Origin of the sequence: Streptomyces luteireticuli (genome assembly GCF_041519305.1) — a bacterium.
GTDB classification, from domain to species: Bacteria; Actinomycetota; Actinomycetes; order Streptomycetales; family Streptomycetaceae; genus Streptomyces; species Streptomyces luteireticuli.
Window position 1 is genome coordinate 3,175,104 of sequence record NZ_CP167927.1, and the last position, 24,954, is coordinate 3,200,057.

The 24,954-nt window shown below is 70.4% G+C and carries 21 protein-coding genes; 5 read left to right on the forward strand and 16 right to left on the reverse strand.

The genetic code is table 11. The annotated features are described in order from the left end of the window. Positions 1 to 8: 8 nt before the first annotated feature. Together AB8735_RS13945 and AB8735_RS13950 are read right to left on the reverse strand one after the other, a co-directional pair. Complete coding sequence (locus tag AB8735_RS13945; protein WP_344018340.1) at positions 9 to 1,028, reverse strand: PhoH family protein; 1,020 nt, start codon at positions 1,026 to 1,028, stop codon at positions 9 to 11. 126 nt (positions 1,029 to 1,154) lie between these two features. After that, positions 1,155 to 2,261 carry a PfkB family carbohydrate kinase gene (locus AB8735_RS13950; RefSeq protein ID WP_344018342.1) on the reverse strand — a complete coding sequence of 369 codons (1,107 nt, stop codon included), beginning with the start codon at positions 2,259 to 2,261 and terminating at the stop codon, positions 1,155 to 1,157. 66 nt (positions 2,262 to 2,327) lie between these two features. Between AB8735_RS13950 and AB8735_RS13955 the strand changes: the two genes are divergently transcribed. After that, entirely contained in the window at positions 2,328 to 3,656 is a 1,329-nt protein-coding gene (locus tag AB8735_RS13955) for a 6-phospho-beta-glucosidase (protein WP_344018344.1), read from the forward strand. A gap of 97 nt (positions 3,657 to 3,753) precedes the next feature. Then, positions 3,754 to 4,539, forward strand: a complete 786-nt coding sequence (locus tag AB8735_RS13960) for an HAD family acid phosphatase (protein ID WP_344018346.1) — start codon at positions 3,754 to 3,756, stop codon at positions 4,537 to 4,539. Here the strand turns inward: AB8735_RS13960 and AB8735_RS13965 are convergent. The 10 genes from AB8735_RS13965 to hrcA form a co-directional block, all read right to left on the reverse strand. Continuing rightward, positions 4,527 to 5,444 (reverse strand): ribonuclease Z, encoded by a 918-nt coding sequence (locus AB8735_RS13965; RefSeq protein WP_344018349.1) that lies wholly within the window; start codon positions 5,442 to 5,444, stop codon positions 4,527 to 4,529. The two genes, AB8735_RS13960 and AB8735_RS13965, sit on opposite strands and share 13 nt — an antisense overlap. A 10-nt stretch (positions 5,445 to 5,454) precedes the next feature. Beyond that, positions 5,455 to 5,814, reverse strand: coding sequence for a histidine triad nucleotide-binding protein (locus tag AB8735_RS13970; RefSeq protein WP_344018351.1), 360 nt, complete (start codon positions 5,812 to 5,814; stop codon positions 5,455 to 5,457). An 80-nt stretch (positions 5,815 to 5,894) separates the two neighbouring features. Then, a complete protein-coding gene (locus AB8735_RS13975; protein ID WP_372407623.1) occupies positions 5,895 to 6,662 on the reverse strand; it encodes an alpha/beta fold hydrolase in 768 nt (255 codons plus the stop codon). A 272-nt stretch (positions 6,663 to 6,934) separates the two neighbouring features. Next, positions 6,935 to 7,396: a hypothetical protein gene (locus AB8735_RS13980; protein WP_372407626.1), complete on the reverse strand. Its 462-nt coding sequence runs from the start codon at positions 7,394 to 7,396 to the stop codon at positions 6,935 to 6,937. Beyond that, a complete protein-coding gene (locus tag AB8735_RS13985) occupies positions 7,393 to 11,595 on the reverse strand; it encodes a DUF6531 domain-containing protein (protein WP_372411842.1) in 4,203 nt (1,400 codons plus the stop codon). Before AB8735_RS13985 ends, AB8735_RS13980 begins: the two co-directional genes overlap by 4 nt. A gap of 35 nt (positions 11,596 to 11,630) precedes the next feature. Beyond that, positions 11,631 to 11,957: a hypothetical protein gene (locus tag AB8735_RS13990; RefSeq protein ID WP_344018394.1), complete on the reverse strand. Its 327-nt coding sequence runs from the start codon at positions 11,955 to 11,957 to the stop codon at positions 11,631 to 11,633. A gap of 103 nt (positions 11,958 to 12,060) precedes the next feature. Beyond that, complete coding sequence (locus AB8735_RS13995; RefSeq protein ID WP_372407628.1) at positions 12,061 to 12,810, reverse strand: 16S rRNA (uracil(1498)-N(3))-methyltransferase; 750 nt, start codon at positions 12,808 to 12,810, stop codon at positions 12,061 to 12,063. Between the two features lie 19 nt (positions 12,811 to 12,829). Beyond that, positions 12,830 to 13,927 (reverse strand): nitronate monooxygenase, encoded by a 1,098-nt coding sequence (locus AB8735_RS14000; protein ID WP_372407631.1) that lies wholly within the window; start codon positions 13,925 to 13,927, stop codon positions 12,830 to 12,832. Between the two features lie 128 nt (positions 13,928 to 14,055). Beyond that, the gene (gene dnaJ / locus AB8735_RS14005) at positions 14,056 to 15,192 is read right to left on the reverse strand and encodes a molecular chaperone DnaJ (protein WP_344018370.1); all 1,137 of its coding nucleotides are present in this window, start codon (positions 15,190 to 15,192) and stop codon (positions 14,056 to 14,058) included. Beyond that, positions 15,193 to 16,209 (reverse strand): heat-inducible transcriptional repressor HrcA, encoded by a 1,017-nt coding sequence (hrcA, locus tag AB8735_RS14010; RefSeq protein WP_344018371.1) that lies wholly within the window; start codon positions 16,207 to 16,209, stop codon positions 15,193 to 15,195. A 229-nt stretch (positions 16,210 to 16,438) separates the two neighbouring features. Here hrcA and AB8735_RS14015 point away from each other — a divergent pair, with 229 nt between their 5' ends. Both AB8735_RS14015 and AB8735_RS14020 read left to right on the forward strand, forming a co-directional pair. After that, on the forward strand, positions 16,439 to 17,182 hold the full coding sequence (locus AB8735_RS14015; RefSeq protein WP_372407635.1) for an MBL fold metallo-hydrolase: 744 nt from the start codon (positions 16,439 to 16,441) through the stop codon (positions 17,180 to 17,182). 33 nt (positions 17,183 to 17,215) lie between these two features. Beyond that, positions 17,216 to 18,043, forward strand: coding sequence for a DUF3097 domain-containing protein (locus AB8735_RS14020; protein ID WP_344018375.1), 828 nt, complete (start codon positions 17,216 to 17,218; stop codon positions 18,041 to 18,043). Here the strand turns inward: AB8735_RS14020 and AB8735_RS14025 are convergent. The 4 genes from AB8735_RS14025 to lepA all read right to left on the reverse strand — a co-directional run bounded on the left by AB8735_RS14025 (position 18,040) and on the right by lepA (position 24,068). Beyond that, entirely contained in the window at positions 18,040 to 18,606 is a 567-nt protein-coding gene (locus AB8735_RS14025) for a Uma2 family endonuclease (protein WP_344018377.1), read from the reverse strand. The two genes, AB8735_RS14020 and AB8735_RS14025, sit on opposite strands and share 4 nt — an antisense overlap. A gap of 102 nt (positions 18,607 to 18,708) precedes the next feature. Next, positions 18,709 to 19,941, reverse strand: a complete 1,233-nt coding sequence (gene hemW, locus AB8735_RS14030; RefSeq protein WP_344018378.1) for a radical SAM family heme chaperone HemW — start codon at positions 19,939 to 19,941, stop codon at positions 18,709 to 18,711. A 191-nt stretch (positions 19,942 to 20,132) separates the two neighbouring features. Next, positions 20,133 to 22,022 (reverse strand): long-chain fatty acid--CoA ligase, encoded by a 1,890-nt coding sequence (locus AB8735_RS14035; RefSeq protein ID WP_372407636.1) that lies wholly within the window; start codon positions 22,020 to 22,022, stop codon positions 20,133 to 20,135. 180 nt (positions 22,023 to 22,202) lie between these two features. After that, positions 22,203 to 24,068 carry a translation elongation factor 4 gene (lepA, locus tag AB8735_RS14040; protein WP_344018381.1) on the reverse strand — a complete coding sequence of 622 codons (1,866 nt, stop codon included), beginning with the start codon at positions 24,066 to 24,068 and terminating at the stop codon, positions 22,203 to 22,205. A 230-nt stretch (positions 24,069 to 24,298) separates the two neighbouring features. Between lepA and rpsT the strand changes: the two genes are divergently transcribed. After that, positions 24,299 to 24,565 carry a 30S ribosomal protein S20 gene (gene rpsT, locus AB8735_RS14045; protein WP_344018382.1) on the forward strand — a complete coding sequence of 89 codons (267 nt, stop codon included), beginning with the start codon at positions 24,299 to 24,301 and terminating at the stop codon, positions 24,563 to 24,565. Positions 24,566 to 24,954 lie beyond the last annotated feature (389 nt).

Below are 24,954 nucleotides of genomic sequence, written 5' to 3' on the forward strand. Positions count from 1 at the left end.
CTCAGTGACTACTTTCCTTCGCGGCTGTCGTACTTCTCGTACGCGTCCACGATACGGCCGACCAATTTGTGCCGGACCACGTCGTTGCTGGTGAGACGGGCGAAGTGGACGTCCTCGACGCCCTCCAGGATCTGCTGCACCTGCCGCAGGCCGCTCTTGGTGCCGCCGGGCAGGTCGATCTGGGTGATGTCGCCCGTGATCACGATCTTGGAGTCGAAGCCGAGCCGGGTGAGGAACATCTTCATCTGCTCGGGGCTGGTGTTCTGCGCCTCGTCGAGAATGATGAAGGCGTCGTTGAGGGTGCGGCCCCGCATATACGCCAGTGGCGCCACCTCGATCGTCCCCGCCGCCATCAGCCGCGGGATCGAGTCCGGGTCGAGCATGTCGTGCAACGCGTCGTACAGCGGCCGCAGATACGGGTCGATCTTCTCGTACAGCGTGCCGGGCAGGAAGCCCAGCCGCTCGCCCGCCTCGACCGCGGGCCGGGTCAGGATGATCCGGTTGACCTGCTTGGACTGCAGGGCCTGGACCGCCTTGGCCATGGCCAGATAGGTCTTGCCGGTGCCGGCGGGGCCGATGCCGAAGACGACCGTGTGCTTGTCGATGGCGTCGACGTAGCGCTTCTGGTTGAGCGTCTTGGGACGGATGGTGCGGCCGCGGTTGGAGAGGATGTTCTGGGTGAGCACCTCCGCCGGCGTCTCGCCCTGCCCCTCCTCGTCGCGCAGCATGGCGATCGAGCGTTCCACCGCGTCCTCCGTCATCGGCGCACCGGTGCGGAGCACCAGCATCATCTCGTCGAACAGGCGCTGGACGAGGGCGACTTCCGCCCGGTCCCCCGTCGCGCTGACCTCGTTGCCCCGGACGTGGATGTCCGTGGCCGGGAATGCCTTCTCGATCACGCGCAGGAGGCTGTCCCCGGAACCCAGGACCGTCACCATCGGGTGCTTCGCCGGGACCGTGAAGCGGGCCTGTGCCTCCCCGGCTTCCCGCCGGGCCGCCTGCTGCGCGCGTGTGGTTGTCTGAGTCATGGGCCGGCACTGGGGCCTGCTCATCCCTCTTTCCGTGTACGTGTGTCCGGCGGCCCGGTTCCGGCCGCCCCGTAGTGCCCAGGGTACGCCGGTGCCGGGACGGGCCCGGGGGGATTTCCGCGGTCGTCAGACGCCCCGGAAGCCCAGCGTGGGCTGGGCCCGGCGGAGCGGCCAGGGCCGGGTGGCGCCGGGCAGCAGCCCGTCGAGGAAGGCGTAGCGGCGCAGGGTGTCCCGGGACTGGTCGTCGTACGAGCGGACGTGCTGCCACCAGGCGGCGATCTCCGCCCAGCCCGGCGCGGAGAGCGAACCGCCGAACTCCTGGACCGACAGGGCCGAGGTGAGGCAGGCGAAGGCCAGCCGGTCGGCCAGCGGCCAGCCGGCCAGGGTGCCGGTGACGAAGCCGGCGACGAAGACGTCCCCGGCGCCGGTGGGGTCGAGCGCCTCGACGACGATGGCCGGCACCTCGGCGGTCTCCCCGGTCCGCCCGTCGGCGGCGTACGCGCCCTTCTCCCCCATGGTCACCACGGCCAGCGGCACCCGGTCCGCGAGCGCGCGGGCGGCGGCCCGCGGACACGCGGTGCGGGTGTAGCGCATGGCCTCCTCGGCGTTGGGCAGGAAGGCCTCGCAGTGCTCCAGGTCGGCCAGGTCGGCCGGGTCCCAGCGGCCGGTGTCGTCCCAGCCGACGTCGGCGAAGACCCGGCTGCCGGCCCGTGCCGCGTCGCCGATCCACTCCTCCCGCCTGCCGGGTTCGAGCAGGACGACGGCCGCCTCGGCGTGCACCGGGGAGGCGGGCACGGGCGTCTCCGGCGGCGGCGCCTCGTGCCCGTGCGAGATCATCGTCCGCTCGCCCTCGTACGCCATGGAGACCGTCACCGGGGAGTGCCAGCCGGGCACGGTGCGCGACTGGCCCAGGTCGATGCCCTCGCCTCTGGAGAGCGCCTCCCAGCAGTACTCGCCGTACATGTCGTCGCCGAACGCGGCGGCGAGCGCGGTGCGCAGGCCCAGCCGGGCCAGCGCGGTGGCCATGTTGGCGATGCCGCCGGGGCTCGAACCCATCCCGCGCGCCCAGGACTCGGTGCCGCGCACGGGGGCCGAGTCCAGGCCGGTGAAGATGATGTCGAGGAAGACGGTGCCGGTGAGGTAGACGTCGAACTCCGGTCCGCCCGCGGCACGCAGACCGGCGAGGGGGTCGAGGACCGGGGCGCCCGCGGCGCGGTCGGTGGGAATCGTCATCTCGTCGCTACTCCTCTCGGGGGTGCGGTTCGGACAGTGTGCCCGAAGCTGCGGTACGTTCCGGCCATGAGGCTGACGATTCTCGGCGGTGGCGGTTTCCGGGTGCCTTTGGTGCACCGGGCCCTTCTCGACGACGCGCGGCGCGATGCGCCGGGCCGCGTCACCGAACTGGTGCTGTTCGACACGGACTCGATGCGCGCCAGAGTGATCAAATCGGTACTGACGGCGCAGGCGGACGGGGTGCCCGGCGCACCCTCCGTACGCCTCTCGGACGATCTCGACGAGGCGCTGCGGGGCGCCGACTTCGTCTTCTCCGCCATCCGTGTGGGCGGTACGGCGGGGCGCGTGCGTGACGAGCGCATCGCTTTGGACGAGGGGGTGTTGGGGCAGGAGACCGTCGGCGCCGGCGGCGTCCTGTACGGCCTGCGCACCCTTCCCGTGGCCATGGACATCGCGCGCCGGGTGGTGGAGAACGCCCCGGACGCGTGGGTCATCAACTTCACCAATCCGGCGGGGATGGTGACCGAGGCGATGGCCTCGGTGCTGGGCGAGCGGGTGATCGGCATCTGCGACTCGCCCGTCGGTCTGGTCAAGCGGGCCGCGCAGGCGGCGGGGGCCGATCCGGACCGGGTCGCCTACGACTACGTGGGGCTCAACCACCTCGGCTGGCTGCGGTCGTTGACGCTGGACGGACGGGAGCTGCTGCCCGGGCTCCTGGACAACGGCGAGGCGCTGGCGTCGTTCGAGGAGGGCAAACTCTTCGGCGCGGCCTGGCTCCAGGCGCTGGGCGCCCTGCCCAACGAATACCTCCACTACTACTACTTCCGCCGCGAAACCCTGGACGCCGTAAGGGAGTCGGCGCACACCCGGGGCGAGTTCCTCGACCGGCAGCAGGGCGACTTCTTCGACCGGGCGGCGGCCGTGTCCTCCCCCGACCAGGCCTACGAGCTGTGGCGGCGCGCCCGGCTGGAGCGCGAGGAGACCTATGGGGCCGACAGCCGCGCGGCGAGCGGCGGCTGGCAGCGCGACTCCTGCGATCTGGAGGGCGGCGGCTACGAGCGGGTGGCGCTCGCGCTGATGCGGGGCGTGGCCGGGGACGAGCGGTCCCGGCTGATCCTCAACGTCCGCAACGAGGGCACCGTGCCGGAGATCGACCGCGAGGCGGTCATCGAGACCGTCTGCGAGGTGAGCGCCAAGGGCGCGAGACCGCTGCCCTGCGCTCCGCTGCGGGAGGACCAGCTCGGGCTGATGCTCCAGGTCAAGGCGGTGGAGCGGGGGGTGATCGACGCGGCGGCGGGCCGGGATCCGCGGGCCGCGCTGCGCGCGCTGGCGCTCCACCCGCTGGTGGACTCCCCGGCGGTGGCGGCCCGGATCCTGGAGCGGGCGGGGGTGTGACCGTCTGATGGTGGCGTGACCAGGCTGACATTGACCGGGTGCGGCGCGAGGACCTAGCTTCGCGCTGCACCTTTTATGTCCTTCGCAGGAGTCACACGTGCCACTCTCGTCCAAGCGCGCCCGCATCGCCGCCGTCACCGCCGCCATAGCCGTCGGGGCCGGTCTCTACACGGCGGGCGCGGCCACCGCAGACCGCTCGGTCCCCCGGACGGACAAGGAGATCCCCAACCTCGCCCTCGTCCAGGAGAAGATCAAGGCGTACTACGGCGACACCGTGGACAAGGACGGCGAGCACTGGGCGTCGGCCGACAGCAACTACGCCAAGCAGGTCGCCGGCATCGAGAAGCGGGCCAAGGCGCACCTGAGGGACGTCCTCGACTCCCCCGCGAAGGGCGGCAAGAAGCCCGCCATCGTCCTCGACCTGGACGACACCACCCTGCTCACCTACAACTATGAGCTGAAGCAGGGCTTCCACTTCACCCCGGAGTCGCAGGACGCGTACCTCAAGTCCACCGACACCAAGCCGGTCTTCGGGATGCCCAAGCTGGTCAACTGGGCCCAGGCGCACGGCATCGAGGTCTTCTATGTGACCGGCCGCGACGAGCACCAGCGCGACTGGAGCGTCCGCAACCTGAAGAACGTGGGCTACAAGCCGGTCGCCGACCAGGCCCACTTCTACCTGAAGAACAAGAAGACCCCGCCGGCGTATCTGCCCTGCGGTGCGACGTGCACCACCACCGAGTACAAGTCGGGCACCCGCAAGCACATCGAGGACCAGGGCTACCGCATCGTCGCCAACTTCGGCGACCAGTGGAGCGACCTGAACGGCGGCCACTCCGGCCGCGCGTTCAAGCTGCCGAACCCGATGTACTACCTGCCCTGATCCCTCTTCGGGACGGGGACGCGCATCAGGTCCCGGGCGACGGTGAGCTCACCCTCGTAACCCGCCGCCCGGGCCTGCCGCTCGAAGACCGACGCGTCGTGGTACCGCTGCGAGAAGTGCGTCAGCACCAGATGCCGCACTCCCGCCTCGCGCGCCACACGCGCCGCCTGTCCCGCCGTCAGATGCCCGTGCTCCTTTGCGAGCGCCTCGTCCTCGTCCGTGAACGTCGACTCGATGACGAGCATGTCGCAGCCCTCGGCGAGGGCGTGCACGCCGTCGCACAGCCGGGTGTCCATCACGAAGGCGAACCGCTGCCCGTGCCGGACCTCGCTGACGTCCTCCAGCGACACCCCGCCGAGCGAGCCCTCCCGCTGGATCCGCCCGACATCGGGCCCGCCGATCCCGTGCTCCGCCAGCATCGTAGGCAGCATCCGCCGCCCGTCGGGCTCGACGAGCCGGTAGCCGTAGGACTCGACGGGATGCGAGAGCCGCCGCGCCTCCAGCGTGTACCCGGGCGTGGCCGCCAGCCGCTTGGCGACCCCCGACACCGGCTCCTCGACCAGCTCCACCGTCTCCCGGTACGCGGTCGCATACCGCAGCCGGTCGAAGAACCGCCGCCCGCTGGCCGGGTAATGAGCCGTGACCGGGTGCGGCACCCGGTCGAGATTGATCCGCTGGATCACCCCCGCAAGGCCCAGCGAGTGATCCCCATGGAAATGGGTCACACAGATCCGGTTCAGATCGTGCGCGGCGACCCCGGCCCGCAGCATCTGCCGCTGCGTGCCCTCCCCCGGGTCGAACATGATCCCCTCACCGTCCCACAGCAGGACGTACCCGTTGTGGTTGCGGTGGCGGGTCGGGACCTGGCTGGCGGTCCCCAGCACGACGAATTCGCGTACGGACATCGGTCGCGCCCTACCCGGGCGGCCAGTTGAACCCACGCCCGCCCAGCAGGTGCGCGTGCGCGTGGAAGACGGTCTGCCCGGCGCCGGCCCCGGTGTTGAAGACGATCCGGTACCCCGACCCCGTCACGTCCTCCTTCTCGGCGACCTCGCCCGCCACCCGCAGTATGTCCGCGGCCACCTCCGGCGCACCGGCCGCGAGCGACGCCGCGTCCGGGAAGTGCACCTTCGGGATCACCAGGACGTGCGTGGGCGCCTGGGGGTTGATGTCACGGAACGCGACGGCGGTCTCGGTCTCCCGCACGATCGTCGCCGGCACCTCCCCCGCCACGATCTTGCAGAACAGGCAGTCGGCCTGCGGTTCTCCCGCCACCGGTGCGCTCCTTCCGGGTCGTCGGCTCGTACGGACCGGATGTTACCGGTCGGTGCCGACAGGACCGCTTCCGGCCACGGTCAGCCCATGAGCGCGGCCGCGGTCGCCCTCACGAACGCCTCCGGATTGTCCAGCATGATGTTGTGCCCGCAGTCCGGGACCGCGACGACGTCCACCCCGGACGCGACGAGCCCGTCGGCGCCGCACAGCGGCCCGTCCGCCTCCGGCAGCAGGAAGGTCCGCGGAATGCCGAGCCCCAACAGCAGCTCACGCACGGTGGGAACGGTGCCCTCGACCAGGTTGACCGCGCTGCGGTGCACCGCCTCCCGCCCGGCCAGCCGCATCGTGGCCCACCAGTGCGCACCGACCCGGTCGCGCACCTCCCGCCAGCCGCCCGCGAGGAACTCCTCCTCCGGATAGGCGGCGATACCGCTACTGCCGCCGGCACCGGAACGGGGCGCCATCGGATCGAGATTGGCGTCGACGAGCACCAGCCGCGAGACGAGCCGCGGGTGCCGCGCGGCCAGGACGACGGCGACGGAGCCCCCCATGCTGTGCGCGACCACCTCCGCCCCTTCGACCCCCGCAGCCACCAACGCCCCGGCCACCGCGTCCGCGTGCCCCTCCAGCGTGTACGCGAACCCCTCCGGCCGGTCACTGATCCCGTGCCCCAGCAGATCCATCAACAACGACCGGTGCCCGGCCAGCAACGGATGAGCCACAACTCCCGCGAAATAAGGGGCCGATGACGCCCCCAGCCCATGCAGATACACCCGCACCGGCCCCCGCCCGGGCAACTCGGCCCACCGGATCCGGTCACCCGCATCGGTCACGACGGCGCTGCGCATGTTCCGTACTCCCCCGCACTCAAGATCGACTCAAGGCGACGAGGGTAACGTGCAGGTCATGGCACGGCCCCACGCTCTTGGCCGTGTTCGACATAGAGTTCGACCGCGCCGCTCAGCCCCTTCAGGGCATGCGCTGCCCGACGGCGGGTACGGGGCAGGAGCAATTCCAGAGCTTCGGTGCGCTCGAAGAACGAGCAGGCCGCCCGGTAGACGAGGCACCAGGCACAGGCCATTGGGGATGCAGAGGCCAACGCGGGATACCGGCCGCGGTGTCACCCCGTACCGGCCCCCGGCACCCCGACTGACACAAAACTCACCACAGGCCCGTCGTCGGTGTCATCCACCCGAACCTCGAATTCCCTGTCGGGGTAGGCAGACGACAACGCAGCCCGCCACGCCCGTCCGACCGTTTCGGCAATCTCCTCCAAAGCATCATCGTCCTCGCGCGTCTCATCGGCATCGATGATGTCAGCAACCACCAGCCTGTTGAGCGTGGCCTCGACCCGGCGGACATCACCGTCGAGATGGCGGTACCAAGCATCGAAACCAGCCGGTTCATACACCCGATCCCAGAGAACACATCCACGCTCAAGGACAAAGCGCGGCCACAGCACCCGGCAGAAGGCGAGCCAGTGGCCAACGGTGCAGTTCCGGGTGAGGAAGTCGACATAGTCCACTCCTTCCGGGTAGTCCGCGGCCCAAGCCTTGATCTCCGAATACTGGTCAGGATTCACGGTGTCGCTCCTTGCTTCGGCAACTCGTCCGGCCTGGCAGGCCTCGGCATCTTCTTCCACGTGACGAACTCGTCGCCCGTCTTGGGGTTCACATGTCGTTCCGTTTCCAGAACATGCGGAGCCGGCACACCGCCATGCGGTTTGGAATTCGGGTCCACATCCACACGCTTCACCGGCAAACCATCCGGACCGTACTCAGCATAGGCCGTCACCGTGCCGTCCTCCTTGCGGCGGACAAGGATTTCGTTCGGCTGCGCCGACTTCGGGAAACGACCGCTGTGAGGCGTTGCTTGGGAAAGATCGATACAGTTGAGACCCAGCGGGTCGAGCCAACTCGTCGGATTCTTCGTGTAGGAGTAGTGGTTCGGAGACGGCTCCAGGCCAAGTGGGTCGGGCGAGATGTACGAGCCGACCTGGGGGTCGTAATAGCGGAAGTAGTTGTAGCTGAGCCCTGTCTCCGTGTCCTGGTACTGCCCCGGGAACCCCAGCGGGCAATCGACTGCAGACTCCACGGGCGAAGGAAGTCGGGTCCCCCACAGTGTGTTCCGACACTGCCACACCACGTCCCCGGCGGACGACACCAGTTCCGTCGGGGTGCCGACCGGGTCGACGACGACCCCGTAGAAGCGCGCGCAGTGATCTTCCTCGACGCTCGGGGCGAACCTCGAAGCCAGGCTCACTTCCTCACTCGGTCTCCGCGCCCGGTGTTCGGTCTGAGCGATCGGACGATGCGTATCCGCTGTGTATTCCCAGGTGGTTACCTTCCCACCCGGCGTGCTCCTTTCAGCTAGACGGACGCCGTCCCAAGAAAACCGAATCTCCTCAGCGACCGAACCGCTGCCGGAGAAAAGCCTTTTGGATATTCTGCGGCCGAGTGCGTCATAGGCGTAGCCCCAGCGCTCCCCTTCCGGATTCATAGCTTCCGTCAAGCGGTCCTGAGCATCCCATCGGTAAGTCCACATACGGGACTGGCCGTTGAGCATACGGTGCAGCTTTCGAACGAGCCGTCCTTGCGCGTCGTGCTCGTAGTGTGTCCGTCCCGCCCGGCGGAGCAACGTGCCGTCGAAGTCACGAGTGCCCGGTGATTCATGGCCAGGAGCAGCGGCATGCGTCAGGTTACCCGCGGCGTCGTAGGCGTATGTCTCCGTCCAGCCGTAGGCGCTGACGGCGGTGACACGGCCCGTCGAGGTCAGGGAGAAGCTCCGTGTCCCCAGGGCGAGTTCGCGGATCTCGGTGACGTAGCCGTCCGGACGGTAGGCATAGGTCCGATGCTGGAGGAGGCGATCGGCCTCAAGGCGGGTTCCCTGCCGTACAAGGGTCTGGGAGCTGAGGCGGTCCGTCCCGTCCCAGGTCTGGGTGAGGGTGGCCGCATCGCCGAATCGGCGCTGTGTCTCCCGTCCTGCGGCGTCGTAGGCGAAGGAGAGACTGCCCGCATCTGTGCGGAGCTCCGTGGGCTGTCCCACCGCGTCGTACGTCCAGGTGGAGGTCAGTCCGGACGGCGTTGTGCGCTGGAGGCGGCGGCCTGTCGCGTCGTAGGCGTACCTCATCGTGCGGCCATTGACCGTCTCGGACAGGGGGCGTCCCAACGCATCCCGCTCATACGAGACTTCGGCGTCCGCGTTGACCGCACGGGTCAGGCGGCCCAGCGCGTCGTAGGCGAAGGTCGTGACGTCGCCTTCGTCCGTGCGCTGCTCGACGGCCCGGCCCGAGGCGTCGCGGATGAAATGGAGCGTCTCCCCCGCCCCGTTCGTACGGGAGGCGAGGTCTCCCGCCGCATCGTGCGAGTACGTCAGCGTGCGGCCGTTGAAGTCGGTCTCGGAGGCGAGGCGGCCCGCTTCGTCGTAGACATAGGTCCATGTCAGGCCCTGCGGATTGGTGACGCCCGTCAGCCTCAGCTGGGTGTCGTACGCGAAGGAGTACGTCGTTCCGTCGGGATCGGTGCGCGACGCGGGGAGGTCGAAGTGAGTGGACGTGTACCGCGTCGTGTGGCCGGCCTGATCCGTGTGGGAGAGGAGGTTGCCCTCGCCGTCCCAGGTCCAGGTCTCGGACGTGCCGTCCGGGTGCTCGCGGCGGGTCGGCCTGCCCTCGGTCGTCCAGGACGTGCGTGTGATGCGGCCCAGCGGGTCGGTCACCTCGGCGAGGCGGCCGAAGATGTCCCGGCGGGCCTTCGTTTCGCGTCCGAGCGGGTCGGTGATCGAGAGGGGGAGGCCGGCGGTGTTGCACGAGATGTGGCTGGTGTGACCGAGGGCATCCGTGACGGCCGTCAGGCGGCCCGAGGCGTCGTACGCGTAGTGGGTCTCGGCCCCGGCCGGGTCGGTGGTGGTGAGGAGGTTGCCCAGGTCGTCGTACGCGTGCCGCCACACGGCGCCGTCCGGCTCCGTGACCCGGACCGGTTGGCCCAGGGTGTTGTACTCGGCCGTCCTCACCGTGTCGTCCGGATGCGAGATCCGCACCAGGTTGCCCGGCTCGTCGTAGGTGTAGCGCGTCGTGCGGCCCAGCGGGTCGGTGGTCGCCAGGCGCTTGTCGCCCCTTGCGTTCCACTCCGTCAGAGTGGTGTTGCCCAGGGGGTCGGTTTCCTCGGTCACCTGGCTGTTGGCGTCGTGCCGGTAGGTGCTCCGGCGGCCGAGCGAGTCCACGAGCGTCGTCGTGCGGCTCTCGTCGTCGTAGGCGAGGGTGCCGGAGAGGAAGCCGTCGCTGCCCTCCGTCCGTACGACGCGGCCGTGCGCGTCGTAGACGTAGCGGTATTCGCTGCCGTTGCGGTCGGTCCAGGACGTGATGCGGTGCTCGGCGTCGTAGGTGAACCGGAGGGGTTCGCCACTGGAGTTGACGACCTCGGTGAGGTCGCCCGCGTCGTCGTAGCCGTAGCGGACCAGTGTCGTACCGCCGGCGGCGGTGCGCGGCGATCCGTACGCCGAAGGGGGCTCGTCCAGCAGACGCAGTGCCGTGACACGCGGACCCTCGGTGTCGACGGCGAGGTAGTAGCCGCCGGAGTGCCGGATCGCGGTCGGTGTGCCGTTCAGTGTGCGGTGGATGTCGATGCGCAGGCCGTTCCGGTCCTGCACGCTGTCCAGCGGGAGCTGCACCGAGCCGGGGACGTCCGTGGGCAGGGGGCGGGCGAAGCTTCGCTCCCACCCCGTCGAGGGGTCCGTGACGGTCATGACGCCGTCGGGGGTACCGTCCCAGGCCAGCGGCCAGCGCGGGCCCTTGAGCGGCAGGACGGGTTCGCCCGGCTTCGGCACCGGGTAGCAGAGCCGCATGCCGTCGGCCGACATGAACACCGCGCCTTCGGCGTCGAGTTCCATCCGCTCGTCCAGCGTGGACGCCCAGGTGGGGCCGAACCAGCAGCCCATCCGGTACGAGGACAGATGGGTGCGCTCGAAGACGAGGGGGAGCGCTCCGGGGAGCGTCACATCCGTCTGCGGGAGCAGCATCGCCCCGGTCACGACGTCGATCGGGTCCTGCACACATTTGAGGTCCTCGGTGAGGCGGCCTGCGGCAGGCATCTCGATCAGATTCGGGCGGGCTCCGCCCTTCAGCAGCCATTGCATGCTGCCCGGTTGAACGCCCAGCCTGAAGAGCTCCGTCGTGCCACCCAGCGCTCCGCCGAAGAACATCCCTTCATCGGCCGCCTGGGCCACCTCGCCGAGGCTCCAGCTCTTCTGCTGACCCAGGGCGATCTTCACCGGCTGGGCCACCGCGCCGTCGATGGTCATCGCCGCGATGCCGCCGAAGACGGCATTGGTCAGCATCCCTGCGGCGATGGAGGCCACTGCGGCCTCGACCTCGACGCCGAGCCCGGCGGCCATTCCGATGATCCCGGCGGCGACTTCGTCCGAGACACCCGCGGTGACAACGGTGAGCAGCACGCCGCCCGCGATGGCGACCGCGTCGATGCCGATCTGTGTCCACAGCTTTTCGATCGCCTTGTCGACCACATCGGCGAACTTGTCCAGGGCCTTGGCCATGTTGCAGGCGGCCTTGGCTATGTCACTCAGCCATCCCCCGTCGCCGCCCTGGGCGTAACGCCCCCAGAATCCCTGGAAGGCATCGATGGCCTTACCCGTGTTGTGGTGGATGAGAGAGTTGGCCGCCTTGTCCGTGTCGGCCCGGACTTCCTCGACCGTGTCGGCGAACTTCCGCCAGGCATCGGCCGCATGGCGCAGGGTCCCGGAATTGGCGTCCGGCCACCACATGCCCATCTTGAGGAGCAGCGCCTTCGCCTCGTCCTCGATGCTCACCGGTCGCCCTTGGTGAATATCCCGGCGATGGCCTTGTCGTTGTCGACGTGCCCGTCGGCCATGTCGACCATCGCCTCATGGATACTCACCAGGCCGAGAACGAGGATGCCGGTGGCCCGCTCGATCTCCTTCTGGTCCGGGACGTACTTGGCGGCGAAGTCCTTGCCCGGTTTGTCGTCGCCCCATGGCTTGCCCAGACCGTCCAGCGTATTGACGAGCGTGGTCAGCGCGTCGCTGAGCTTCTTGCCCTGCCGGTGAAAGACGGGGGCGACGGCCTTGATGTCGGCCGTCTTGATGTCGAGAACCTTGTCGCTGTCGCTGATGACGGGCCTCCCCTGACCGCTTCAGTCACGCAACGGTCAAGGTTAGGCACTGCACGGTCACGACACACCCGCACTCCGCAATCTCCCAGTAAAGACTGGGGATTCAGCTCCACCGCCCCGTCCGCCCCAGCAGCAGCGCCGTCGCCGCCGTGCCCGCCGTGGAGGTACGCAGGACCGTCGGGCCCAGCCGGTAGGGGGCGGCCCCCGCCGCCTCGAAAGCGGTCAACTCCTCGGGGGAGACGCCGCCTTCGGGGCCGACGACCAGGACGATGTCGCCCGTCGGGGGGAGGTCCGCGGTGGCCAGGGGGGTGCTGCCCTCCTCGTGGAGGACGGCGGCGAAGGAGGCGGTGGAGAGCAGGGTGCAGACCTGCTTCGTCGTCATCAGGTCGGAGACCTCGGGGAAGCGCAGGCGGCGGGACTGCTTGCCCGCCTCGCGGGCCGTGGAGCGCCACTTGGCCAGGGACTTCAGGCCGCGGTCGCCCTTCCACTGGGTGACGCAACGGGACGCCGCCCAGGGGACGATCGCGTCGACGCCGGTCTCCGTCATCGTCTCGACGGCGAGTTCGCCGCGGTCGCCCTTGGGGAGGGCCTGGACGACGGTGATGCGCGGCTGCGGCACCGGCTCCGAACGGACGGAGGTGACGGCGACCTCCAGATGGTCCTTGCCGGAGACCGCGGCGACCGTGCCGTGGGCGCCCATGCCGGCGCCGTCGGTCAGGACGATGTCCTCACCGACCCGCAGCCGGCGGACGGACACCGCGTGGCGGCCCTCCGGGCCGTCCAGGGCGAAGACCGTGCCGGGGAAGACGCCGGTGAGGGAGTCCTCCTCGACCAGGAAGACCGGCGCTGTCATGACGTACGTCCTCTCGGAGTCAGCTGGTGAACGACGCGCGTGCCGCGTCGAGTTCGGTGGTCAGCAGCCCGACGAGCTCCGCCGCCGGGAGGCCGCGGGCCAGCCGGTGGCCCTGGCCCGCCCACAGGTTGAGCGCCTGCGGGTCGCCCGCCGCCGCGGCGGCCCTGCGCAGACCGGCCGTCAGGTAGTGGACCTGGGGGTAGGCGGCGGGGGCATACGGGCCGTGTTCGCGGATGAACCGGTTCACCAGGCCGCGGGCCGGGCGGCCGGAGAAGGCGCGGGTCAGTTCGGTGCCGGTGAAGAGCGGGTCCGTCAGGGCCCGTTTGTGCAGCTCGCTCGCCCCGGACTCCGGGCAGGCCAGGAACGCCGTGCCGAGCTGCGCCGCACAGGCGCCGGCCGCGAGGACGGCGGCTATCTGCGCGCCGCGCATCAGACCGCCCGCGGCGATCAGCGGCAGGGGAACGGTCTCGCGGATCTCGGTGAGCAGGGCGAGCAGCCCGGCCCCCGCGCCCGTGCCGTCCGCCTGCGGGTCGTCGTGGTGGGTGCCCTGGTGGCCGCCCGCCTCGACGCCCTGGACGCAGAGCGCGTCCGCCCCCGCCTCCTGCGCGGCCAGCGCCTCCGCGGCCGACGTCACCGTCACCACGGTCACCGTGCCCACCCGGGCGAGCGCCTCGAGGTCCGCGGCGGACGGACAGCCGAAGGTGAACGAGACGACGGGGACGGGGTCGTCGAGGAGGATCGCGAGCTTGGCCTCGTAGGCGTCGTCGGCGGGCCGGTCCCAGTCGCCGAGCGGGGTGTCGTACCAGGCGGCCTCGCCCGCGAGTTGCTCGGCGTAGACCGCGACGGCCGCGGGGTCCGCGAGGGGCGGCTGCGGCAGGAAGAGGTTCACCCCGAAGGGACGGGACGTCCGCGCGCGGAGCTGCTTGACCTCCTCGTACATCGCGGCCGGCGTCTTGTACCCGGCGGCGAGGAAGCCGAGGCCGCCGGCGTCGGAGACCGCGGCGGCGAGCGACGGGCGGGAGGCGCCGCCGGCCATGGGGGCCTGGACGACGGGGTGGCGGAACAGCCCGGTGAGCGGGCCGGCCGTGCGGTGCTCACCACTGGGTTCATTGGCCATGACCACATCGTGTCACGTGGGTGCGGGGGCGCCGAATCGGTGGTGCGCCCGGATCGCGAAACGCCGGATGGGCCGGTCTTTCGCGCCGTGCGGCGCGAAAGACCGGCCCATCCGGGCACAACCGCGGGCTACCGCCCGTTGAACGCATCCTTCAAGCGCGAGAACAGCCCCTGCTGCCCCGGCTTGAACTCGCCCATCGGGCGCTCCTCGTTGCGGATCTTCGCCAGCTGGCGGAGCAGCTCCTCCTGCTGCGCGTCCAGCTTGCCCGGCGTCGTCACCTCGACATGGACGATCAGATCGCCGCGGCCGCCGCCGCGCAGATGCGTGACGCCGCGCTGGTGCAGCGGGATCGACTGGCCGGACTGGGTACCGGGCCGGATGTCGATCTCCTCCAGGCCGTCCAGGGTCTCCAGCGGCACCTTGGTGCCCAGCGCCGCCGCGGTCATCGGGATGGTGACCGTGCAGTGCAGGTCGTCGCCGCGGCGCTGGAAGACGGGGTGCGGCGTCTCCTGGATCTCGACGTAGAGATCGCCGGCGGGGCCGCCGCCGGGGCCGACCTCGCCCTCGCCCGCGAGCTGGATGCGGGTGCCCTGGTCGACACCGGCCGGGATCTTGACCGTCAGGGTCCGGCGGGAGCGGACGCGGCCGTCGCCGGCGCACTCCGGGCAGGGGGTCGGCACGACCGTGCCGAAGCCCTGGCACTGCGGACAGGGCCGGGAGGTCATGACCTGGCCCAGGAAGGAACGGGTGACCTGGGAGACCTCGCCGCGGCCGCGGCACATGTCACAGGTCTGGGCGGAGGTGCCGGGGGCCGCGCCCTCGCCGCTGCACGTGGTGCAGACGACGGCGGTGTCGACCTGGATCTCCTTGGTCGTGCCGAACGTCGCCTCGTTCAGGTCGACTTCGAGCCGGATCATGGCGTCCTGGCCGCGGCGGGTGCGCGAGCGCGGTCCGCGCTGCGACGCCTGGCCGAAGAACGCGTCCATGATGTCGGAGAAGTTGCCGAAGCCCGCGCCGAAGCCGCCGGCGCCCGCGCCGCCGCCCGAGGCGGACAGCGGGTCGCCGCCGAGGTCGTAGACCTGCTTCTTCTGCGGGTCCGAGAGCACCTCGTAGGCGGCGTTGATCTCCTTGAACCGCTCCTGGGTCTTGGGATCCGGATTGACGTCCGGGTGCAGCTCGCGGGCGAGGCGGCGGAAGGCCTTCTTGATCTCGTCCTGCGAGGCGTCGCGCCGTACGCCCAGGACCGCGTAGTAGTCCGTGGCCACTTACGACTCCGCCAGGATCTGTCCGACGTAACGTGCCACTGCGCGTACCGCTCCCATCGTTCCGGGGTAATCCATGCGGGTCGGTCCGACCACGCCGAGTTTGGCGACGGCCTCGTCGCCCGAACCGTAGCCGACGGCGACGACGGATGTGGAGTTCAGCCCCTCATGGGCGATCTCATGACCGATGCGCACGGTCATGCCCGAGTCCGTCGCCTCGCCGAGCAGCTTGAGCAGGACGACCTGTTCCTCCAACGCCTCCAGCACGGGCCGGATCGTCAGCGGGAAGTCATGCCCGAAACGGGTGAGATTGGCGGTACCGCCGATCACCAGCCGCTCCTCGGTGTCCTCCACCAGCGTCTCCAGGAGAACGGCCAGCACCGTAGAAACGGTTCCCCGGTCGTCCTGCTCGAAGGCCTCGGGGAGGTCCTGCACCAGCTGCGGCACATCCGTGAACCGCCGCCCCACGACCCGGCTGTTGAGCCGGGCCCGCAGGTCCGCCAGCGCGGTCTCGCCGACCGGCGCCGGACAGTCCACCAGCCGCTGCTCGACCCGCCCGGTGTCCGTGATCAGCACCAGCATCACCCGCGCCGGGGCGAGCGGCAGCAGCTCCACGTGCCGGACGGTGGACCGGGTCAGCGACGGGTACTGGACCACCGCCACCTGACGGGTCAGCTGCGCCAGCAGCCGCACCGTACGGGCGACGACGTCGTCGAGATCGACGGCGCCGTCCAGGAAGTTCTGGATCGCGCGGCGCTCCGCGGAGGACAGGGGCTTGACGCCCGCCAGCCGGTCCACGAAGAGACGGTAGCCCTTGTCGGTGGGGATGCGGCCGGCGCTGGTGTGGGGCTGGGCGATGAAGCCCTCCTCCTCCAGCACGGCCATGTCGTTGCGCACGGTCGCCGGGGACACGCCGAGGTGGTGGCGCTCGGTCAGGGCCTTGGAGCCCACCGGCTCCTCGGTGCCCACATAGTCCTGGACGATGGCGCGCAGGACCTTGAGCCTGCGTTCGCTCAGCATCGCGCGCACCTCCAGTCCAGCGGGCCGGCCGTCTCATGGGTCCTCCCGGGCTCCTACCCGGGTCGTGTGCCTGGCACTCAAAGGTCACGAGTGCCAAACCCCACACGTCAGTGTACGGCCGGTCCCCACGCCCCCGGCAAGGGCAGTGGCTCCGCCCACCCTCCCGTGCTCTTCGCCACACCGGGTACGGGGACGGGCCACCGTACCGCGCCGGCCGTAGCTTTCCGTCATGGAAATCCACGAAATCGGCGAGGGCGGAATCGACGAGCAGCACACGGGGGCGCACTGGGAACGGCTCGCGCCGGGGGTGGCACGCCGCCGGCTGCCCGGCTGGGACGCGACGACGGGAGCGGTCGCCGGGACGACGGGCGCCCTGGTCGTGGACACGGGCTCCGGCTTCGGCGAGGGGGAGGAGATCCGGCGCGGGGTCATGGAGCTCTTCGGGCTGCCCGTGACGCACGTCGCGCTCACGCACGCCCACTTCGACCACGTCCTGGGCACGGCCGCGTTCCCCGGCGCGACGGTGTACGGGACCTTCGGCGACCGTGACGAGCTGTTCCGGGACGCGGTGGCGTACGGCGTGCCGGCCGGGGCGGCCCGGGACGCGGCGGAGCGGCCGGTGCCGCCGGTGCATCCGGCCGGCGGCGGGCTGGAGATCGACCTGGGCGGCGGGCGGCGCGTACGCCTCGTCGGCCTGGGTGCGGCCCACAGCCCGGACGATCTCGTGGTGTTCGTCCCCGGCGAAGTCCCCGGCGAACGGGCCGTCGTCTTCTGCGGCGACCTGGTCGAGGAGTCGGGCGAGCCGCAGGCCGGGCCGGACGCCTCCCCGGAGCGCTGGCCGGCCGCACTGGACCGGCTGCTGGAACTCGGCGGCGAGGACGCGCTGTACGTGCCCGGACACGGGGCGGCGGTGGATGCCCGTTTTGTCCGTGAGCAACGCAACGCGCTGGCACGGCGGTTCGGCGTGTCGTGACGCCGGGGGCCGGGATTTCCCTATCGTCGGCGGGTGCGCAGCAGCCGACAGTACAACCCCGACCTGACCCCGCCATGGAAGCGGAGCGTCCCCGTCCCCGAGGTGCCGGCGGAGGCGGACCTCGTGGTCGAGGAGGTGACCACCGGCTTCTGCGGGGCGGTGGTCCGGTGTGAGAAGACCGCGCAGGGGCCGACGGTGACGCTGGAGGACCGCTTCGGGAAGCACCGTGTCTTCCCCATGGAGCCACGGGGCTTCCTGCTGGAGGGGCGCGTCGTCACCCTCGTCCGGCCTTCCTCATCCGTTCCGCAGAGCCCGGCCCGTACGGCGTCCGGCTCGATCGCCGTGCCCGGCGCGCGGGCGCGGGTGGCGCGGGCCGGGCGCATCTACGTCGAGGGACGGCACGACGCGGAGCTGGTGGAACGGGTGTGGGGCGACGACCTGCGCATCGAGGGCGTGGTCGTCGAGTACCTGGAGGGGGTCGACGACCTGCCGTCGATCGTCCGCTCCTTCGGCCCCGGGCCGGACGCGCGGCTGGGGGTGCTGGTGGACCACCTGGTGCCGGGCTCGAAGGAGTCGCGGATCGCGGCGGAGGTGACGGGCGAGCATGTGCTCGTCGTCGGGCATCCGTACGTGGACGTGTGGGAGGCGGTGAAGCCGGCGTCGGTGGGGATCCCGGCCTGGCCGTCCGTGCCACGGGGGGAGGACTGGAAGACGGGGGTGTGCCGGGGGCTGGGATGGCCGTCGAACACGGGGGCCGCCTGGCAGCGGATCCTGTCGAGTGTGCGCTCGTACAAGGATCTTGAGCCGGAGCTGCTCGGGCGGGTCGAGGAGCTGATCGACTTTGTGACGGTGGGGAGTTAGCGGGGGGTACCGGGCAGGGTCTTGAAGCCGGACGTGTCCAGGGTCATGCCCAGCATGTCCAGAGCCACGGGATCACCGAACTTGCTGGTCCGCGTAGCCGCATAGTCGGCTACTTCGCCTGCGCCCACGGGTTCCGTGAGCAGCGTGCACCTGGCGGCGAAAGGATCCACGATCAAGTAAGCCGGGACCTGCCCCGCGGCGTAGACCGAGCGCTTGGTGTGGTAGTCCCGCAGAGCGCTGGTCTTCGAAACCACCTCCACCAACAAGGTGGCGGCCCCGGCGGGGACGAGCCGCCCAGGCCCTTCGAACGCCCCTCGCTCGATCACCAGCAGGTCCGGCTGGGGCTCGCTGTCCTCTCCGGGAATGGCGATGTCCTGGGTCGTCATCCGGTGCCACCGGGCAGCGGGGATCTGATCCCGAATGAGCTCCACGATGTCGTTGTGGACCCAGTCGGGCCCCGCCATCATCACGATTTCCCCCCGCAGAAGCTCGATCTTGTATCGCTCGAACACCTCGGGGTGCTCATCGATGAGAGCGATCATTCGTTCATCCACAGCGGTCATCTCCGTGGTCCTCCACATCTGCCGCTTGTAGTGAACGGCAGCCTATGAAGCGAGGGTAGGCGGGCACCAAGCCCTTGGGCATCAGTTCACCCGAACAGGTAATCAGTCCACCAGGTCCCGCACCACCGCATCAGCCAGAAGCCGACCCCGCAGAGTCAGGACCGCGCGGCCATCCGCATACGGCCCGGCCTCCAGCAGCCCGTCTGCCAAGGCCTTCTCCGCAGCGCGGAGGCCCGCCGGCTTCAGCAGTGCCAGCGGACACCCCTCCACCAGCCGCAGCTCCAGCAGGATCCGCTCCACCCGGCGGTCCTCCGCCGCGAGGATCTCGCGGCCCGCGCCCGGGGAGCGGCCCTCGCTCAGGGCCTGCGCGTACGCGCCGGGGTGCTTGACGTTCCACCAGCGGACGCCGCCGACGTGGGAGTGGGCGCCGGGGCCCGCGCCCCACCAGTCGGCGCCGCGCCAGTAGAGCTCGTTGTGGCGGCAGCGGCCCGCCTCGGTCGTGGCCCAGTTGGAGACCTCGTACCAGTGGAAGCCGGCCGCGGAGAGCGCCTCCTCGGCGATCAGGTAGCGGTCGGCGTGGACGTCGTCGTCGGTCATCGGGACCTCGCCGCGGCGGATGCGGCGCGCCAGCTGCGTGCCCTCCTCGACGATCAGCGCGTACGCGGAGACGTGGTCGGGGCCGGCGCCGATCACCGCGTCGAGGGACGCCCGCCAGTCGTCGTCGGACTCCCCCGGCGTGCCGTAGATCAGATCCAGGTTGACGTGGTCGAACCCGGCCGCGCGGGCCTCGGCCACGCACGCCTCGGGGCGGCCGGGGGTGTGTGTGCGGTCGAGGATCTTCAGGACGTGCTGCCGGGCGCTCTGCATCCCGAAGGAGACCCGGTTGAAGCCGGCCTCGCGGAGCTCCGCGAGGTAGCGGGGGTCGACGGACTCCGGGTTGGCCTCGGTGGTGACCTCCGCGCCGGGTGCGAGCCCGAATTCGTCGCGGATCGCAGCGAGCATGCGGCCCAGGTCGGCGGCGGGCAGCAGCGTCGGGGTGCCGCCGCCGACGAAGACCGTCTCGACGGGGCGCGGGTCGTCGCCGAGCGCCTTGCGCGCGCGGCGGATCTCCTCGGCGACGGTGTCGGCGTAGTTGTCCCGCGAGGCCAGCGCCCCGCCGGAGCCGCGCAGCTCACTGGCGGTGTAGGTGTTGAAGTCGCAGTACCCGCAGCGGGTGGCGCAGTAGGGAACGTGCAGGTAGAAGCCGAGCGGGCGCTGCCCGGAACCCTCGAGGGCGTGCGGGGGCAGCGCCCCGTCCTCGGGCATGGGCTCACCATCGGGCAGTACGGAAGGCATGAGCCCATTGTCCGCTACGCGGAGGGCTGGGGCGTGCCCGATGGGTCGGTGCGGGCTCTGCGGCGTCCTCCGGTGTGGTGCATCGCAAGGCGGAGCATCACCCGCGTACTGGGTGTACTCGGGTGATGCGACAACGCGGCGAGGTGCCGTGCAGGGCGTCGCAGGGCCTGTGCCGACCCATCGGGCACGCCCTAGCGTTCCCGGGCGCCCTCGTACATCTCCTCGATCAGGTCCTTGTAGGCGCGCTCGACGGCGGGCCGCTTGAGCTTGAGGCTCGGGGTGAGCTCGCCGTGCTCCACGTCCAGGTCCCTCGGCAGCAGCCGGAACTTCTTGATCGTCTGCCAGCGCTGGAGGCCGTCGTTGAGCCGCCGCACATACCCGTCGATCAGCTCGGTGGTCTGCGGGGCGGCGACCACCTCGGCGTACGTCCGGCCACCGAGGCCGTGGTCGGCGGCCCACCGGAGGATCGAGGGCTCGTCCAGGGCGATGAGGGCGCTGCAGTAGTTGCGGTCGGCGCCATGCACCAGGATGTTCGAGACGAAGGGGCAGATGCCCTTGAACCGGCCCTCGACCTCCGCGGGCGCGACGTACTTCCCGCCCGAGGTCTTGATCAGGTCCTTCTTGCGGTCGGTGATGCGCAGGAAGCCGTCGGGCGACAGTTCGCCGATGTCGCCGGTGTGGAACCAGCCGTCGGGTTCGAGGACCTCGGCCGTGCGCTCGGGCTGGCCGTGGTAGCCGCTCATGACGCCGGGGCTGCGCAGCAGCACCTCGCCGTCGTCCGCGATGCGGACCTCGGTACCGGGCACCGGCTTGCCGACGGTGCCGGTGCGGTACGCCTCGCCGGGGTTGACGAAGCTGGCGGCGCTGGTCTCGGTGAGGCCGTAGCCCTCCAGGATGTGGATGCCCGCGCCGGAGAAGAAGAAGCCGATGTCGGGGGCGAGGCCCGAGGCCCCGGAGATGCAGGCGCGCAGCCGCCCGCCGAACGCCTCGCGGATCTTGGCGTAGACGAGCACGTCCGCGGCGCGGTGCCGGACGGCGAGCCCGAAGGGGACCGAACGGCTGCCGGTGCGGCGGAAGTTGTCCTGGGAGACCTTGGCGTACTCGCGGGCCGTGTCGGCGGCCCAGCGGAAGATCCTGTACTTGAGCCCGCCGGCCTCGCGGGCCTTGGCGGCGACACCGTTGTAGACCTTCTCGAAGACCCGGGGGACGGCGGCCATATAGGTGGGCCGCACGACCGGCAGATTTTCTATGATCTTGTCCTGGCGGCCGTCCACCGCGGTGACGTGGCCCAGCGCGATGTGCCCGGCGGTCAGCACCTTCCCGAAGACGTGCGCGAGCGGCAGCCAGAGGTACTGGACGTCGTCGGGGCGGGCCAGTCCGGTGGCCTCGATGGCGCGGGCCATGTACGACCAGGCGTCGTGCTGGAGGCAGACGCCCTTGGGGCGTCCGGTGGTGCCGGAGGTGTAGATGAGGGTGGCGAGTTGGTCGGCGCGCAGGTCGGCGACGCGCTCCCGGATCACCTCCGGGGTTTTCTCCAGCCGTGCGGCGCCGCGCCGTTCGAGCTCGGCGAGGGAGATCACCCAGCCGTCCGGGTCGCCCTCGGCGGCGACGGCGTCGGCCTCGTCGATCACCACCACGTGGGCGAGGAGCGGGAGTTCGGCCCGCTGCTCGCGCGCCTTGGCCACCTGGGTGGCGTTCTCGGCGATCAGGATCCGGCTCTCGGAGTCGGAGAGCATGTACGCCGACTCCTCGGCGTTGGTGCTGGGGTAGATGGGGGTGGTGGCGGCGCCGGCGCAGACGATGCCGAGGTCCGCGAGTATCCACTCCAGCCGGGTGCCGGCGGCGAGCGCGACCCGCTGCTGCGGGTCGATGCCCAGGTCGACCAGGCCGGCGGCGATGGCGAAGACCCGCTCGGCGGCCTCCCGCCAGGTCATGGACGCCCAGGCGGAGGGGCCGCGGCCGCCGGGGGCGGGGACGGGGTAGCGGTACGCCTCGGCGTCGGGGGTCGCCTCGACGCGCTCGAGGAAGAGCGTCGCCACGGAGGGCGGCCGGTTTTCGATCAGGGACTGTGCGTCGGTCACGGCATCCTCCGGGGCCCGCCTCGTTGCTGGGTGACTCGTGAGTAACCTTCGAGCAGTGATCAGAGTAGAGGCCAGGTGGCCCTCATGTAAGAGGACAGGGGCGCCGCACCCTCCGCAGGACGCGGAGATGCCCGCCCCCGGGCGGGGACGGGCATCTCTCGAACGGCACCTGACCAGCGGTTACTTCTTCTTCTCGCCGCCGCTGTCGTCCGTGGACAGCACCGCGATGAAGGCCTCCTGGGGCACCTCCACGTTGCCGACCATCTTCATGCGCTTCTTGCCCTCCTTCTGCTTCTCCAGCAGCTTCCGCTTACGGGAGATGTCACCGCCGTAGCACTTGGCGAGGACGTCCTTGCGGATGGCGCGGACGGTCTCGCGGGCGATGACGCGGGAGCCGATGGCGGCCTGGATGGGCACCTCGAAGTTCTGCCGCGGGATGAGCTCGCGCAGCTTGGCGACGAGCCGGACGCCGTACGCGTACGCCTTGTCCTTGTGCGTGATCGCGGAGAACGCGTCGACCTTGTCGCCGTGCAGCAGGATGTCGACCTTGACCAGGTCGGAGATCTGCTCGCCGGTGGGCTCGTAGTCCAGCGACGCGTAACCGCGGGTCTTCGACTTGAGCTGGTCGAAGAAGTCGAAGACGACCTCGGCGAGCGGCAGCGTGTAGCGGATCTCGACGCGGTCCTCGGAGAGGTAGTCCATGCCCATCAGGACGCCGCGGCGGGTCTGGCAGAGCTCCATGATCGCGCCGATGAACTCGCTGGGCGCCAGGATCGTGGCCCGGACGACCGGCTCGTGCACCTCGTCGATCTTGCCGGTGGGGAACTCGCTGGGGTTGGTGACCTCGTGCTCGGCACCGTCCTCCATGAGGACGCGGTAGACCACGTTCGGCGCGGTGGCGATCAGGTCGAGGCCGAACTCGCGCTCCAGGCGCTCGCGGATGACCTCCAGGTGCAGCAGGCCCAGGAAGCCGACGCGGAAGCCGAAGCCGAGGGCGGCCGAGGTCTCCGGCTCGTAGACCAGCGCGGCGTCGTTGAGCTGGAGCTTGTCGAGGGCCTCGCGGAGCTCCGGGTAGTCCGAGCCGTCCAGCGGGTACAGGCCCGAGAACACCATCGGCTTCGGGTCCTTGTAGCCGCCGAGCGCGTCGGTGGCACCGCCCTGGAACTGGGTGATCGTGTCGCCCACCTTGGACTGGCGGACGTCCTTCACACCGGTGATCAGGTAGCCCACCTCGCCGACGGACAGGCCGTCGGCCGGGAGCATCTCGGGCGAGTTGGTGCCGATCTCCAGCAGCTCGTGGGCCGCGCCGGTGGACATCATCCGGATCCGCTCGCGCTTCTTGAGCGTGCCGTCGACGACCTTGACGTACGTCACGACGCCCCGGTAGGCGTCGTAGACCGAGTCGAAGATCATCGCGCGGGCGGGGGCGTCCTTGACGCCGACCGGGGCCGGGACGTCGCGGACGACGCGGTCGAGCAGCTCGGGGACGCCGACGCCGGTCTTGGCGGAGACCTTGAGGACGTCGGACGGGTCGCAGCCGACGAGGTTCGCCAGCTCGGCGGCGAACTTCTCGGGCTGGGCGGCCGGCAGGTCGATCTTGTTGAGGACCGGGATGATCGTGAGGTCGTTCTCCATCGCCAGGTAGAGGTTGGCGAGGGTCTGGGCCTCGATGCCCTGGGCGGCGTCCACCAGGAGGATGCAGCCCTCGCACGCGGCGAGGGAGCGGGAGACCTCATAGGTGAAGTCGACGTGCCCCGGGGTGTCGATCATGTTGAGGATGTGGGTCGTCTTCGACTCGTCCTCGGAGGGCGCCCAGGGGAGGCGGACCGCCTGCGACTTGATCGTGATGCCGCGCTCGCGCTCGATGTCCATCCGGTCGAGGTACTGCGCACGCATCTGCCGCGAGTCGACCACGCCGGTCAGCTGGAGCATCCGGTCGGCGAGCGTCGACTTGCCGTGGTCGATGTGCGCGATGATGCAGAAGTTGCGGATCAGAGCCGGGTCGGTACGGCTCGGCTCGGGCACGTTGGTAGGGGTCGCGGGCACGCAGGATCCATTCGGTGACTTCGGCGTTTGCACGCCAGCCTCGGCGGGAGTCGGGTACCCGTCCCGGGTACCCGTCGGGTATCCGACCCCTCCATCGTCCCATGAGCGGGCGCCGCCGTCCGGTTTGGGAGGGTGCGGATCCTGCTGGTAGCCTGGACCACTGTGCTTCGCGACCCTCTCATGCGCGGGGCACGCTTTTGACATCCAACGAACCTGAAAAGGCTCTTTTCGTGGCGAACATCAAGTCCCAGATCAAGCGCATCAAGACCAACGAGAAGGCGCGCCTGCGCAACAAGGCCGTCAAGTCCTCGGTCAAGACCGCCGTCCGCGCCGCCCGTGAGGCCATCGCCGGCGGTGACGTCGCGAAGGCCACCGCCGCCGTCGCGCTGGCCGGCAAGAAGCTCGACAAGGCCGCCAGCAAGGGTGTTCTGCACAAGAACGCCGCCGCCAACAAGAAGTCGGCGCTGGCCAAGCAGGCTGCTTCCCTCCAGGGCTGAAGCCGCTCCGGGGCGTGAGCCCCGGTTCCCGCCGGGACGGATACAGCGGACCCTCTCAACCGCTCCGGACCGGCACCCGCCGCACACGGTCGTTCGCCACGCGGGTGCGGCACCTTGAGCCCTGCGGCTCGCAATCTTTCTTCGAAGGCCCCGGGCCTGCCCTTTCCCCAAGGGCGGGTGCGGGGCCTTTGGGGTTTGTGGGGGTTTTTGCCCCCGGCCCGCCCTTTCACCGTTTCTTCCGGGGAGACCCCGGACCCCATTCGCCCTTCGGGCGAAGTCCTCAAGCGCCGGACGGGCTGAATAGCCCGTCCGGCGCTTGAGGACTAACGCGGCGCAGCCGCGTTGCCCCGCGCGGAGCGCGGCGAGAAACGGTGAAAGGGCGGGACCGG